This window comes from Arthrobacter sp. C152 (assembly GCF_054890965.1).
In genome coordinates this window covers 1-13,427 of sequence record NZ_JBTZSU010000059.1, presented here as the reverse complement: position 1 = coordinate 13,427, position 13,427 = coordinate 1, and the positions used below count along the sequence as shown (strand labels likewise).

Here is a 13,427-nt window from a genome sequence, read left to right as displayed (position 1 = left end):
CTTCCAGACCTACGTCGACCACAAGTCACGCCAGCGCAAACTGCTCGGCTGACCCTTTGGGGCAAATGCACGACGTCAACATGTTCGCAGCACCAAGAATAAGGAAGTTCATCATGTCAACGACGACTACCAACGTCATCAACCACTACATTAACGGGGCAGAGACCCCTGGATCGGGCACTGGAACCAAGCCGGTCTACAACCCGGCCACCGGTGCTGTCACCGGCCAGCTGCGACTGGCCGATGCAGCAGATCTGGACACCACCGTTGCCATTGCCCGCAAGGCCGCCGACACCTGGGGCGATATCTCCCTGGCCAAGCGCACTGCCGTGCTGTTCAAGTTCCGCGAACTGGTCGCTGCCCACATTGACGAGCTCGCCCAGCTGGTGACGGCCGAGCACGGCAAGGTCCTCTCCGATGCCAAGGGCGAGATCGGCCGCGGACTGGAAGTCATCGAATACGCTTGCGGCATCCCCACCCTGCTCAAGGGTGAATACTCCGATCAGGTTTCCACCGGCATCGACGTGTTCTCCTTCCGGGAGCCGATCGGCGTTGTCGCCGGTATCACGCCGTTCAACTTCCCGGTCATGGTGCCGCTGTGGATGGCGCCGATGGCCATCGCCACCGGCAACGCCTTCATCCTCAAGCCCTCTCACCGCGTGCCGTCCGCCGCGATGCTGCTCGCGAAGCTCTTTAAGGACGCCGGCCTGCCGGACGGCGTGTTCCAGGTCCTGCACGGCGACCGGGAAGTCGTCTCGGGGCTGCTGAGCCACCCGGACGTGGACGGGATCTCCTTCGTCGGGTCCACGCCAGTGGCCAAGCACATCCTGGAAACCGCCACCAAGCACGGCAAGCGCGTCCAGGCCCTGGGCGGGGCAAAGAACCACGCCATCGTCCTGCCCGACGCCGATCTCGATAACGCCGCCGACCACCTCGCCGCCGCCGCATTCGGCTCCGCCGGTCAGCGCTGCATGGCCATCTCTGTTGCCGTCGCAGTCGGAGATGCCGCCGACGCCCTGGTCAATAAGGTGCAGGAACGCGCCTTGGCCGTGAAGGTCAACAACGGCGCGGTGCACGATGCGGAAATGGGGCCGGTCATCAGCCCCGAATCACGGGAGTTCATCGTCAAGACTATCGGCGAAGCGGAGGCAGCAGGTGCTGCCATGGTCGTTGACGGCCGCGACCTCGTGGTCCCCGGCCACGAAGAGGGATTCTGGGTCGGCCCGACCGTGATCGACCACGTCAAAACCGAGATGAGCGCGTACCAGGAGGAAATTTTCGGACCTGTACTGGTCGTCGTGCGCGTCGACACCCTTGAGGACGGCATAAACCTCATCAACGCCAACCCCTACGGCAACGGCACCGCAATCTTCACGTCCTCCGGGGCGGCGGCCCGGAAGTTCCAGCGGTCTGTCGATGTGGGCATGATCGGCATCAATGTGCCCCTCCCGGTGCCAGTCGCCTACTACTCCTTCGGCGGCTGGAAGGCATCGCTCTTCGGCGACAAGCACATCTACGGCCCCGAAGGCGTCTCCTTCTACACCCGCGGCAAGGTCATCACCTCCCGCTGGCCGGAAGCCTCCGCAGCCTCAGGTGCGTCGTTTAACTTCCCATCCCATGCAGACGACCACGCCGTTCGTCACGACGGGATCGCGGAAGGCCTTCCGGATGAGCTGGCACATGGGGAAGATGCAGTTCCTGGGCGCGCTGACGACGACAGCGAAGGCCGCGGACGCCGGGACTAAATGTGCGGCAGGGGTTGACTTCAGTCGCCCCGCAGAACACGGTGAGGGGGCGGGGTGCCGCCTCCTCACTTTACACACTGACCCTACAGATCCAGCGGAGCTTTCCTTGAAAATCGCCCTTGACCCGACACCCTTCCATCACAGCCACTCCCTGCTCGAGTTTCCCCGACTCGCCGCAGACCTGGGATACAAATACCTGCAGCTCACCCCGCACAAAGACATGATCCCGTTCTTCACCCACCCCAAGGCCGACGACGAACTGGTGAGCAACTTCAAAAAGGCCTGCATTGACGCCGACGTCGAAGTTGCGTCCGTTCTGCCGGTCCTGCGCTGGTCTGGTCCGGACGAGACAATGCGGCAGGCAGCCGTCCGCTACTGGAAACGCGCGATCCAGATCACGGTGGACCTGGGTGCAAACCAAATGAACACTGAGTTCAGCGGCCGCCCCGAACTGCCCGAAGAATCCGAAGCCGCCTTTTACAAGTCCATGGAAGAGCTTCTTCCCATCTTCGAACGGGAAGGCGTCCACGTTGCCATCGACCCCCACCCGGACGACTTCGTCGAAGAGGGCTTGGCTGCCCTTAGGGTCATTCGGGGCCTCAACTCCCCCAACGTCGGCATGACCTACGTCGCCTCGCACACCTTCCATATGAAAGACGACCCGCTTACCATCATGCAGGCCGCAGGAGACAAGATCCGCGTCGTCCACGTCTCCGACACCATGAACCACCACGCCTCGCACGGGCTGCGCTACATTACCAATCCGCCCGGCAACCCCGTTCGAGTGCACCAGCACCTCAAAATCGGCGACGGGGACGTGAACTGGGACGAATTCTTTGGTGGTCTTGGCGAGATCGGCTTCATCGACCGCGATGACACCGTCATGGTTTCCAGCGTCTTCGCCGAGGACGAGAACGCCCTTGAAGTTGCCCGCTACCAGCTGCACACCATGCAGGAGTTTGCCGCCAGCGTCTCAAATGGACGCGCACCGGCGGGAGCTATCGCATGACGGCGAAGAGCAGCACTCAGGAGGCAGCTGCGCCGAAGAAGTTCATGCGCAAGATTGCAGTCTTTTCAACCTTCGGCGGTCTGCTCTTCGGCTACGACACCGGAGTCATCAACGGCGCCCTGCCATTCATGCGCGAAGACCTGGCCCTCAATGCCCTTCAGGAAGGGCTGGTCACCTCAGCGCTCCTCCTCGGAGCCGCCTTCGGCGCTATGTACGCCGGTCGCCTTTCCGACCGGAACGGCCGGCGCCTCACCATCCGCTGGCTCGCCGTAGGGTTCTTTGTAACAGCAGCGGCCGCCGCCATTGCCCCCACAACCGAGCTTTTGGTGATCGCCAGGTTCCTCCTGGGCCTATGCGTTGGCGGTGCATCAGTGACAGTGCCTGTTTACCTCGCAGAGATGGCATCGAGCAAGGACAGAGGCCGGATCGTCAGCCAGAACGAAGTGATGATCGTATCCGGTCAGCTGATCGCCTACGTATCGAACGCACTGCTGGGCACCTTCTTCGGACAAGACCACATCTGGCGGTGGATGGTGGCACTGGCCACCCTGCCCGCCGTCGTGCTGTGGTTTGGCACGCTCGTTCTGCCCGAATCGCCCCGCTGGCTCGCCGCGGGCGGACGGAATGCAGATGCCTTTGAAGTGCTGCGACGTGTCAGGCCCGAAAGCGAGCTGCACCGCGAATTCGATGACGTCATCAAGATGGCGCGCGAGGACTACGAATCGAGCAAAGGCGGATGGCGGGAACTTCTCGCCCACTCGTGGACCAAGAGGATCCTGCTTGTCGGTCTCGGTATTGCAGTGATTCAACAGATCAGCGGCGTCAACGCCATCATGTACTACAGCACAACCATTCTGGCCGACGCCGGTTTCGGAACCACCGGAGCCCTGTGGGCCACGATTGCCAATGGCGTCGTCTCCGTCGCGGCGGCTTCCACCGGCATGATGCTCCTGGGAAGGGTGCGGCGCAGGCCCATGCTCCTCATCGGCCTGGCCGGCACCTCAGCGTCACTGCTGTTGATCGGCGTGGTTTCCCTGGTCACCGCGCCAGGCATGCTGCGCGCGGTCCTCTTCCTGGCGCTGATGACCACCTTCCTGGCCTTCATGCAGGGCTCCATTGGACCTGTCACCTGGCTGATGCTGTCAGAGATTTTCCCGCTGACACTTCGCGGCGCAGGAATGGGCATCTGCGTGTTCGCGCTGTGGATCATCAACTTCCTGATCGGGCTGTTCTTCCCGATATTGGTCAGTCTGATCGGCATTTCCGGAACGTTCTTCATCTTCGTCGCACTAGGCATCGCAGGGCTGATCTTCCTGAAGGTCTATATGCCCGAAACGAAGGCCAAATCCCTCGAAGAACTTGAAGAGGAATTCAAGACCGGCGACAAGTCCGCCCTCTTCAAAGAAGGCGCAGCGACGGGGCATGCTCCCACACTCGAGACACCTTCCACGACGTCCCGAAAATTGCCGCACTAACTGCCCCGCCTCGGGGCAGAGCAGCTAAGGGGCAGTGTCGGCCGAAGCCGCGGCGGTGCCCTGCTCGCCGCCGCGGCTTCAATGAAGCGCGAGGAACCGTGGACAACCTGAAACATTCCTTCTTCCGACCTGTTGCTGGCCTTCGCCGGTCAGCTGCAATTCATCCCATCCTGTCGGGAGACGGGCAACCTGTTGAAACCATCCTTGTCCCGAATGGAACGGAAGACGCCCTGCGGCGTCAGACAAACGTTGGAACCGTCTGGATCCACGGCCAACGGGCGGCTGACCAGTGAACTTCGCAGTGAGTGACATGTCGCCCGTGCCTCTCTACCACCAGGTCGCCACTTCCATACGGACAGCCGTCGACACCAAATTGCTGGCTGAAGGAGCACCCGTAGGGCCAGAGCATCGACTTGCTCAGAACTTTCGGGTATCTGTGCCTACCATACGAAAGGCGATGGACCTCCTCGAAGAAGAAGGCATCGTCGTCCGAAAACGCGGTGTCGGGACGTTCGTTGCCTCATCGTTCCGCAAGCAACCCCTTACCGTTACATATCTTGGCAATGATGAACTGCTCGGCGCTGAGTCTGCCAGCCTCGTCAAAGTCATGGCGGACACTCCAATACAAGAGGCATTTGGCTTGGGCGAAGACGCCCACGTGTGGCGCGTAAGGCGGAGGCAGATGCTAAAGAATCGGCCTGTGGCATTGCTGGACAACTTCCACCTCGATGAACCTTCTGCCCGCCGCGCCGAACGACTCCTTCGTGTTGAAACACCCGTCCTACCTACGAGCCATCAAGAAAAGATGCGACTTGCGCGGCACCAGATCACCGCAGAGTTGGCAGACCAAGCACTGTCGCTGCTGCTCGAAGTCCCCCAGCAAACCCCCGTGCTTGTAATGGCCTGCACCGCATTCGGGTGGAACGATAAACCCATCGCCTTTTCGAAGCATTTCTTCCTCGCCAGCGAATACCGGTTCGAAGCAACGTTCTGAAGCGGCAGCAAGTTCCTCTAACTTGCCTCGTCACGGCACGGCGCGGGGAGCTTCTAGCCCCGATCCGCAGCAGGTCCACGTATCAAAGTTCCACACTGCAAGTCCCGCGTAAGCCGACAAACATCGCGGCCCGCCTGCTGCTTTCACAGAGATCCCTCGCCCTGCTCCTGTTTTGAGGAAGCTCCCACAACACAGTTCACGGATCTCGACTCAGAACTCGAATACGCGCCCGTTCCCTGGATAGAACCCCAAAACTGTTCCACAACATCTTCATGTTTGTTAGAATGATAGGACAAAGTTTCATAAAAGAGGAGTTCACTTATGCCACTGGTACGTATCGACGTCAATGAAGGACGCAAACCTGAAGAACTGCAGTCATTAAGCCGAGGCATCCATGATGCCATTCTCGGCGAATACGGCATTCCAGAACGGGATTACTTCCACATCTTTACCGAACACCCCCAGGGGCAGATCTTTGCTCAGGACGCGGGCCTCGGCTTTGAACGCACGCAGGGCGTGGTCATGATCCAGATTTTCACTCAAGGTGGAAGGTCCCAGGAAGCCAAGCAACGCCTATTCTCGGCCGTGGCCGTGAATCTCACCGAGCTGGGCGTGGCCGGCGAAGACGTATTCATCGGCTACGTCGAGAACACAGCCGGAGACTGGTCCTTCGGATATGGCCGGGCACAGTACGTCACTGGAGAACTCGCAGTTCCCAAGAAGTAACGTGCGCCGCTACTGCTGCTTTTCTTCGATCTTCCAGCTTTGAAATGACACTCGAACAGCGATAATCCAAGGAGCCAACCCCATGACCAACTGGGTCTACCCCCTGGGCAGCGCCGCCGACGGCAAATGGGACGTCTCGATCGGAACCTCCGATTCCTCCCTCACTGTTGACGGCTGGGCACACACCGGACTGAAAGTCGCCACCCTGGCCGCGGGCGCCGCCGTCGAACTTCCTGCCGCGGATGAGGAACGCATTGTGGTTCCCCTCAGCGGGTCCTTCACCGTGACCGTCGACGGCACGGACTACCCCCTGGCAGGCCGCGCCTCGGTGTTCTCGGGTCCCAGCGACGTGCTCTACTCCGGCGCCGGGCGTGCCGTGGGCATCAGCTCCGCCGACGGGGGCCGCGTCGCGGTGGCAACCGCGCCGGCGAAGGCGTCCTACCCCACCCGCCTGGTTTCCGCCGCCGAAACCCCGGTGGAACTCCGCGGCGCCGGCAACTGCTCACGCCAGGTCCACAACTTCGGCACCCCGGCCGCACTGGAAGCGGACCGTTTTATCGTCTGTGAGGTCCTCACCCCTGCAGGCAACTGGTCATCCTACCCGCCGCACAAGCACGACGAGGAGAAGGACGGCGAGACCTCCCTCGAGGAGATCTACTACTTCGAAACGCAGGTGGCTTCCGGATCCGCGGCGCCTGCGGGCGCCGATGCCATGGGCTACCAGCGCGTCTACGCCTCGGATGACCGGCCCATCGATGTCGCGGCTGAGGTGCGCACCGGCGACGTCGTCCTGGTCCCCTACGGCTGGCACGGACCTGCCATGGCGGCACCGGGCTACGACCTCTACTACCTGAACGTGATGGCTGGCCCCGGGCCCGTGCGTGAGTGGCTGATCAGCGACGACCCGCACCACGGCTGGGTCCGCCAGACCTGGGACAGCCAGAACATCGATCCGCGGCTACCGTTCCGTTCCTAAAGGTGCACCCGCATTGCATTCGGTTCTTTAGGTTGTTCGGCTTATTGCCGAGTTTCTCCAGGCCGGCGTCCTTGCCTTCTTTGAACAGCGCGGATGCGGCCGGTCGTGGGCAGGTTGGGTCGCTTGTTCCTGACATGATTCAGTAGTCTGCACCCCGTTAGTAAGGCGAGCCCTTTTGGTGTTCGCCATTTGTAGAGGGAGGGCCCGCTCGAATGAGCAGGCCCTCCCTTGGCTGTGGAGCAATGTTGGAAGCTAGTAGGCAGCTTCCGGCTCGATCGTAATCTCAGCAAGGGGGCGTCCTGCTCGGAATCTCTTGACGCCCTCCGCGCCTTCGACGACGGCAGCGGTAAGTTCTGCAACGCTGGTGTCTTCTCGGAGGACGTCAAGGATTTTCCGGCCATGGTTCATGACGATGTGACGATCGCATACCTGGTAGGCGTGATGGAGGTTGTGGGTGACGAGGACTGAGCTGACACCTTCTCCTTTGAGCTGCACAAGGTAGTTGAGGAGGGCCTCGGTGGCACGGACGGCAAGGGCGCTTGTGGGTTCATCGAGGATTAGTAGAGATCGTTTGAAGTGAACGGCCCTGGCGATGGCGACGGCCTGGGCCTGTCCGCCTGAGAGCGAGGACACGAGTTGTTTTGCACTCTTGATCCCTTCGATAGCTACGACGCTGTCGAGGATGTCGGTTGTGATGCGGTCCATCTGCTTCATCTTGAGGAACCCGAGGCGGTTCGTGATTTCCCGCCCAGCAAAAATGTTGCGCGTGATCGACATTGAAGGCACTAGTGCGGAGTCCTGGAAGATGGTCTCCACGCCCCGGCGCTCCGTCTCTGGCCTCGTGACGTGTTTGACTTCCTCGCCTTCCCACAGGTAACGGCCCCTGCTCATTGGAACCACGCCCGACATGATTTTTACCAGTGTGGATTTTCCGGCCCCGTTATCACCTAGAAGACCTACGACTTCGCTGCGACCGATGGTGAAGGAAACGTTGTCCAACACTGTATTGGGGCCGTATTGCTTGCTGACGCCGTCGAGGCGGAGAAGCTCGCTAGCCGTAGTCATCTGGCTTTCCCTTCCATGAGCTTGTTGAAGACGGCGGCGACGACGATGCACACGCCGACGAAGAGCTGTACGTAGAATCCGGGGGCGTTCCCCAGAATCAGCACATTTTGGATCGTTTGGATGAGTGCTGCGCCGACGATCATCCCAATGATTGTGCCCCTGCCTCCAGTGAGGGAGGTGCCTCCTACGACGGCAGCTGCGACGGCCAGCAGGGTGTAGTCTTCGGTAGTTGCGGGTTGCATCGTCGAGGTGCGGACGGCGATGAGCACGCCAGCGATACCCGTCGTGAGGCCGAGGATCGCGAATGCCTGCAGCTTCACCCGGTTCGGCTTGATGGAAACCGCAGCGGCGGCCGCTTGATTGCCACCCACGGCGTAGATCTTGTTACCAAGGCGGTGTCTGTGCAGCATGAACCAGGCCGCGGCGCCGAGTGCAAGAAGCCAAAGCAGTTGTGAGTGGAAGTATCCGAAGTCGCCGGCGAAGAACTTGGCCATGGTTTCTGACTTCACCCCCGGCAGGAAGATGGCCGGGGTCACGCCATTGACGAAGATGCTCGCGCCTGTCCAGAAAAAGGACAATCCCAGTGTTGCAATGAAGGACGGGATACGCGTGTAGACCACGACTGCGCCGTTGATAAGTGCGATCGCAATGCCGCACGCCACTGCGATCGCTAGGGCTAACGGCCAGGGCAGGTTGTTTGATAGGCGGATGTAGACGATGGCCACAAGGCCGATCGCGGCCCCGATGGACAAGTCGAACTCGCCAGCAACCATCAGAATGCCGGCGCCGATCGCGAGGATCGCAAGGACTGGGATGCTCTGAGTCAGCACACCTGAGATGTTGCTCTGGCTTAGGAATGGAAACGCAGGGTTGACAAGGGATGTGACCACTGCGGCGATGACAATCAGGATGTAAATCGCGCTAATTTCCAGAGATCCTCGGCCCCGCAAATGACGGAAGTTGTCCTTGATCCTGCCAGAGAGCGTTGTCGGCTGGTTGTCGGCCAGCCGTCGACGGGGAGCGGTGCTCTCAGAGTCCGGTGGCGCAGTGGGGTGGAAGTGGTCAGGTGATGCCTGGCGTGTTGCATGGTGTGTCATGGTGTTTCGGGTCTTTCTTGCTTGAGGCTCTCTTTCCCGCTGCGGGCCCTCCAAGGGGTTGATGAGGGTGCGTTTTTACCTACCACCGGATGCCCTGGAGTTCTTTGGCCTCAAGGTTTGCGACGTTGGATTTGTCCACGAGTGCGTTGCCCCCGGAATTTATGTTTGCAGGTGATAGGCCGAAATCAGCGTTGAGCGTTGCCTGCATGATGGACTGGAAGCCCTGCGTGTAGGGCTGCTGGTCCGCCACCGCCAGGATTCGGCCCGACTTTATCCCCTCAATGACCTGCGGTGATGTGTCAAAACCGACGATTGGTGCCTTGACGTCCACTGCATCCTCGGCCGCAACCGCGTTGCGGTTGGGTGTTCCCCCGAGCGGAACCACAGCTTTTACGTCCCTGTTTGCACCAAGCCAGGTGTTCATGGCATTCAGCGCCTGCTCGTCCGCGCCGGTAGTTTCAAGCATGGTGCACTCAACGCCAACCGACTTGAGCGCTTCATTGACGCCGGACGCCCGTTGAATCGCGTAGGACGCCGATGGTGCTTCGACCGGGCACAACACCTTGTCACCTGTTTTGAGGCTGACCGAATCGAGCAACTTCTGACCGATGGTCTTGCCAACGACAGTGAAGTCCTGGCCAACGAAACCATCTACACACTTGCTAGTGTCGCCGGTGGGTGCGATGCCGTAGCCGTACACCATAATGCCTGAATCATGGGCCTGGCATACGACGTCATTCCAGGAGGGATCCTGGAACATCACAAAGATTGCCTCCGGCTTGTTCGCGATAGCTGTCTGGATCAGCTGGACATAGTTGGCGGCCTGCCCGCCTGCATTCTGTTCGTTGAGGTGGATATTGGCTAATTTTGCGGCGTCTTGGGCGCCTCTGGAGATTTGCGCGAACGTCGGCTCTGTAGCTGGGTCAAACAGCATGAAGTAGTCCATAGTCCTGTTCTGACCTCGACTGCCAAAACCGCTTTCGAGGGCTCCAGGTGAAGAGGAGTTTGAAGGGCCAGCTGTGCACCCGGCGACCGCGAATGTGATTGATGCTGCTGCTGCCGCAAGGAGTGCAAGTCGACGGCGACTTGATCCCGGCCGGCGTATGGATTCAGACATTGTTGCCTCTCCGAGGAAGTAATGTTGTTGTCTTGGTGAACGGCTCTTGCGTGTGTTGTATCAAGAACTGGGCTGCCCCTACTTGACGGGAAGGCGGCCTTTTCCTGACGATGCAAGGTGGTTGGGACGGCGGTCCCTGCCCTTCTTATGGGAGGAGGCGCGACTGGCCGTTCGTGCTATGACTCGCACGAAGTCATCCCAGAGTTCGGGTTTCACCTGGTGCCCCATGTCGGCGTATACATGGAGTTCAGAATCGGGAATCGCCTGGGCCGATGCGATCCCTCCCTGAAAACTGATGAGCCGGTCATTCCGCCCGTGAATCACAGCCGTGGGGGCGCTGATGGACTGAAGGAGCTCGCTCAAGTCCGGGCTGCTCCGCAGTGCCCGGGCCTGCCTTTCAAAACCGTCCGGAGAATAGCTGCGGTCGTAAATTGAAGCTGCAAATTCCTCGATCCAGGATTCGTCGAGCCCCTCCAAACCAGAAATCCGTTCACTGGTGATCCACTGTTGAATGGCACTTTCCCGGTCGGTCGCCGGCTGCTGCTCGAGGACGCAGCGGACTTCCTCGTCGTTATCACTCAGGTAGGCGGGGCCTGGGGCCGAGAACATGACACACAGACTCCGGACGCGGTCGGGGCGTGACGCAGCCAGCAGCTGGGCAATCATGCCTCCCATAGAGGCACCGGCCACATGAGCTGATTCGATGCCCAAGGTATCGAGTAATCCAGCTATGTCTTCTGCCATATCCCACAGGCTGTAGTCCAGTCCAGGGTGTTTGGATGAGAGCCCTACGTCCCGGTTGTCTACACGAATGACACGGAATCCTGCTGCTTCCAGCTTTTGGCAGAAACCCGGGTACCACGCGATCAGTTGTGCCCCGAGTCCGTGGATGAGGACCAGAGGTTCTCCGTCCGCAGGGCCACTGGTTTCATAACAAAGTTGGGCTGAGCCTACGTCAGCGTATAACACGAAGCCTCCTTGGTTCATTGTCCTTAGGAGCATCAACTACCCGAAGAAAATGGTGTTGAAGCGCTACAACAAGTTATAGTGTGAAGCGCTTCAACAGTGATGTCAAGGGTTCGCTCCTAGGAGGCTTTGTGAGGGTGACGCTGGATGACGTGGCGCAGAAGGCTGGAGTATCGCGAACCCTTGTCAGCATGGCCTTGAGGGGGTCCACGCGGGTTTCAGAGCAAAGCCGTGAGCGCGTCGCCGCTGCTGCGGCAGATCTTGGTTACCGGCCGAACCTGAATGCGAGGCGTCTCGCCAGCAAACGGAGCGGGGCGATTGGCGTCCTTTTAACCGATCTGCACAACCCCATCTTTGCTGACGTCCTCGACGGCCTGGACGAAGGCCTGGGCGGTTTGAGGGATCAAATCCTCCTGGCATCAGGATTCAACGACCCTAGTCGCGAACGAACAGCGATCGAGTCCTTTCTTGCCCTGCAGGTGGACGCCATCATCCTCCTCGGTTGCCAACTCCCCGTCCCCGAGCTTGATGAGCTGTCGCGCAATGTTCCGACCGTGGTCGTCGGACGAAAGACCCGGTCTGCAGATTCACTTCTCGTGGACGACGCGGCCGCGGTACGTCTAGTAATGGAACATTTCATGGAACTGGGACACACACGCATCGCACACCTTGACGGCGGGAGCGGTGCCCGGGCCCTCGCGCGCCTGAAGGCCTATAAAGACTTCATGAAATCCCATGGACTCGAACGCGAAGTCGCGGTATTCAAAGGCGATTACACGGAAAAGAGCGGGGAGTCCGGCTTCGACCAGTTATGGGACTCCTCACGGCCAAGCGCCGTCTTTGCGGCCAACGACTTGTCGGCGATCGGTGTCCTTGGTCGAGCCCGAAGACGGAAGGTGGATATTCCCGGTGAGCTATCGATCGCCGGCTTCGACAACACGAGTCTTGCTCGATCCTCAGCCATCTCCCTGACGACAGTTGGGCGATCCGGTCTTGACATGGGCCGTGCTGGCGCTCGGCTCCTCATAGAGCGCCTCGAGGAGCGTTCCATGGAGCCCCATCACGTTGTGATGGCTCCGACCCTGTTCTCACGGGAAACTACAGGTCCGGCCTGAAGCGGCCTCTGCGGTGTCGTGACAATCCTTCGCGCCCTCTCGCCACTGATGGATGATGCCGGGGGTGGGAAAGGTGACTGCTGATAGAGAAACAGGCGCGCGGGTCGAAGCTCACTCAAGAGCCGCAAGCGAAAGAGTGAGTGTTCGCGACCATCCTGCAGTTCCGCAAGGTGAATATTCGCTCTTTTGGGGTCCATCCGTCGTGTGTGTGGGGGCCGGCGGGCAGAGCGGGCAGTAGCGGTCTTGGGTGCCGGTAGTGGCGTTCTTGGGGGCCACCCCGTTTTAGGCTCCTTCCGTCGTGTGTATAGGGCGCACGGCGGAAGGAGTAATCATCAATGGTACGGAAGATCAGGGCGAAGCTGGTGTTGCAGTTGCGCGCCGAGGGCTTGTCAGGCCGGGCGATCGCTGCGTCGCAGGGAATGTCCCGGAAGAGCATCACGGCGGTGTTGGAGGCTGCCGACGCGGCTGGTGTGGTGTGGGATGACATCGCCAACAGTTCAGAGGGCGAGGTCTATGCCCGGCTGTTTCCCGGGCGTGGTGAGCATCAGAGCGTGTTTGCGCAGCCGGACTGGGACCAGGTCCACCGGGAGATGGCCCGGGTCGGCGTGACGCTGAAGCTGCTGCATGGCGAGTATGCCGATTCACGCGCCGCTGCCGGTGAGCCGGTGATGGGTTATGACCGGTTCTGCAGGACCTACCAGCGGCATGTGCTGGTCACGGGGGTGGCATCGCGGGTCGGGCACAAGGCGGCGCAGACGGTGGAGGTGGACTGGTCGGGCCCGACGATGCAGTTGGCCGATCCGGTCACGGGCAAGCCCAGGACCGTGTATTTGTTTGTGGCGTGTCTGCCTTTCAGCAGGTTTGCGTTTGTCGAACCAGCACTGGACATGAAGCAGGACACCTGGTTGCGGGCCCACGTTGCGATGTTCGAAGCCTTCACCGGTTCGGTGCCGCGGATCGTGCCGGACAATCTGAAGACCGGTGTCATCAAGCATCCCCGCGAGGGCGAAGTGGTGCTCAATGACGCTTACCGCGAGATGGCGGCGCACTATTCGGCGGCGGTGCTGCCCGGGCGTATCCGGGCGCCCAAGGATTATTCCGAGGATTCCGTTATCCCGGGTTTCTGGCCGCATTCTTTTGCG

At 60.4% G+C, this 13,427-nt stretch carries 11 protein-coding genes and 1 pseudogene; 8 read left to right on the top strand and 4 right to left on the bottom strand.

Annotation, left to right across the window (positions count from 1 at the left end; genetic code table 11):
• Window positions 1-113 precede the first annotated feature (113 nt).
• The 6 genes and pseudogenes from ACYSM9_RS21210 to iolB form a co-directional block, all read left to right on the top strand.
• A pseudogene (locus ACYSM9_RS21210) lies at window positions 114-1,619 on the top strand (CoA-acylating methylmalonate-semialdehyde dehydrogenase); the annotation flags it as partial.
• A 232-nt stretch (window positions 1,620-1,851) separates the two neighbouring features.
• A complete protein-coding gene (locus ACYSM9_RS21205; protein ID WP_461858925.1) occupies window positions 1,852-2,754 on the top strand; it encodes a sugar phosphate isomerase/epimerase family protein in 903 nt (300 codons plus the stop codon).
• 44 nt (window positions 2,755-2,798) lie between these two features.
• A complete protein-coding gene (locus tag ACYSM9_RS21200) occupies window positions 2,799-4,229 on the top strand; it encodes a sugar porter family MFS transporter (RefSeq protein ID WP_461858924.1) in 1,431 nt (476 codons plus the stop codon).
• 310 nt (window positions 4,230-4,539) lie between these two features.
• The gene (locus tag ACYSM9_RS21195; protein ID WP_461858926.1) at window positions 4,540-5,223 is read left to right on the top strand and encodes a GntR family transcriptional regulator; all 684 of its coding nucleotides are present in this window, start codon (window positions 4,540-4,542) and stop codon (window positions 5,221-5,223) included.
• 321 nt (window positions 5,224-5,544) lie between these two features.
• The gene (locus tag ACYSM9_RS21190; RefSeq protein WP_461858923.1) at window positions 5,545-5,949 is read left to right on the top strand and encodes a tautomerase family protein; all 405 of its coding nucleotides are present in this window, start codon (window positions 5,545-5,547) and stop codon (window positions 5,947-5,949) included.
• An 82-nt stretch (window positions 5,950-6,031) separates the two neighbouring features.
• A complete protein-coding gene (gene iolB, locus ACYSM9_RS21185; RefSeq protein WP_461858922.1) occupies window positions 6,032-6,925 on the top strand; it encodes a 5-deoxy-glucuronate isomerase in 894 nt (297 codons plus the stop codon).
• 252 nt (window positions 6,926-7,177) lie between these two features.
• Here iolB and ACYSM9_RS21180 read toward each other — a convergent pair whose 3' ends face one another.
• The 4 genes from ACYSM9_RS21180 to ACYSM9_RS21165 all read right to left on the bottom strand — a co-directional run bounded on the left by ACYSM9_RS21180 (window position 7,178) and on the right by ACYSM9_RS21165 (window position 11,173).
• Complete coding sequence (locus tag ACYSM9_RS21180; RefSeq protein WP_461858921.1) at window positions 7,178-7,990, bottom strand: ATP-binding cassette domain-containing protein; 813 nt, start codon at window positions 7,988-7,990, stop codon at window positions 7,178-7,180.
• Window positions 7,987-9,087, bottom strand: coding sequence for an ABC transporter permease (locus ACYSM9_RS21175; protein ID WP_461858920.1), 1,101 nt, complete (start codon window positions 9,085-9,087; stop codon window positions 7,987-7,989). The genes ACYSM9_RS21180 and ACYSM9_RS21175 overlap by 4 nt, the downstream gene beginning before the upstream one ends.
• A 79-nt stretch (window positions 9,088-9,166) precedes the next feature.
• Window positions 9,167-10,033: a substrate-binding domain-containing protein gene (locus tag ACYSM9_RS21170; RefSeq protein ID WP_461858919.1), complete on the bottom strand. Its 867-nt coding sequence runs from the start codon at window positions 10,031-10,033 to the stop codon at window positions 9,167-9,169.
• Window positions 10,034-10,282: 249 nt separating this feature from the next.
• Entirely contained in the window at window positions 10,283-11,173 is an 891-nt protein-coding gene (locus ACYSM9_RS21165; protein ID WP_461858918.1) for an alpha/beta fold hydrolase, read from the bottom strand.
• An 80-nt stretch (window positions 11,174-11,253) separates the two neighbouring features.
• Between ACYSM9_RS21165 and ACYSM9_RS21160 the strand changes: the two genes are divergently transcribed.
• Both ACYSM9_RS21160 and ACYSM9_RS21155 read left to right on the top strand, forming a co-directional pair.
• On the top strand, window positions 11,254-12,285 hold the full coding sequence (locus tag ACYSM9_RS21160; protein WP_461858917.1) for a LacI family DNA-binding transcriptional regulator: 1,032 nt from the start codon (window positions 11,254-11,256) through the stop codon (window positions 12,283-12,285).
• 335 nt (window positions 12,286-12,620) lie between these two features.
• Window positions 12,621-13,427, top strand: an 807-nt coding sequence (locus ACYSM9_RS21155) for a transposase (RefSeq protein ID WP_461858916.1), incomplete at its 3' end; no start/stop codon positions are given.

Bases quoted from the DNA above. Each gene is read 5' to 3' on its own strand.
- ACYSM9_RS21200 (WP_461858924.1), top strand. From the start codon at position 2,799: ATGCGCAAGATTGCAGTCTTTTCAACCTTCGGCGGTCTGCTCTTCGGC.
- ACYSM9_RS21195 (WP_461858926.1), top strand. From the start codon at position 4,540: ATGTCGCCCGTGCCTCTCTACCACCAGGTCGCCACTTCCATACGGACA.
- ACYSM9_RS21190 (WP_461858923.1), top strand. From the start codon at position 5,545: ATGCCACTGGTACGTATCGACGTCAATGAAGGACGCAAACCTGAAGAA.
- iolB (WP_461858922.1), top strand. From the start codon at position 6,032: ATGACCAACTGGGTCTACCCCCTGGGCAGCGCCGCCGACGGCAAATGG.
- ACYSM9_RS21180 (WP_461858921.1), bottom strand. From the start codon at position 7,990: ATGACTACGGCTAGCGAGCTTCTCCGCCTCGACGGCGTCAGCAAGCAA.
- ACYSM9_RS21175 (WP_461858920.1), bottom strand. From the start codon at position 9,087: ATGACACACCATGCAACACGCCAGGCATCACCTGACCACTTCCACCCC.
- ACYSM9_RS21170 (WP_461858919.1), bottom strand. From the start codon at position 10,033: ATGGACTACTTCATGCTGTTTGACCCAGCTACAGAGCCGACGTTCGCG.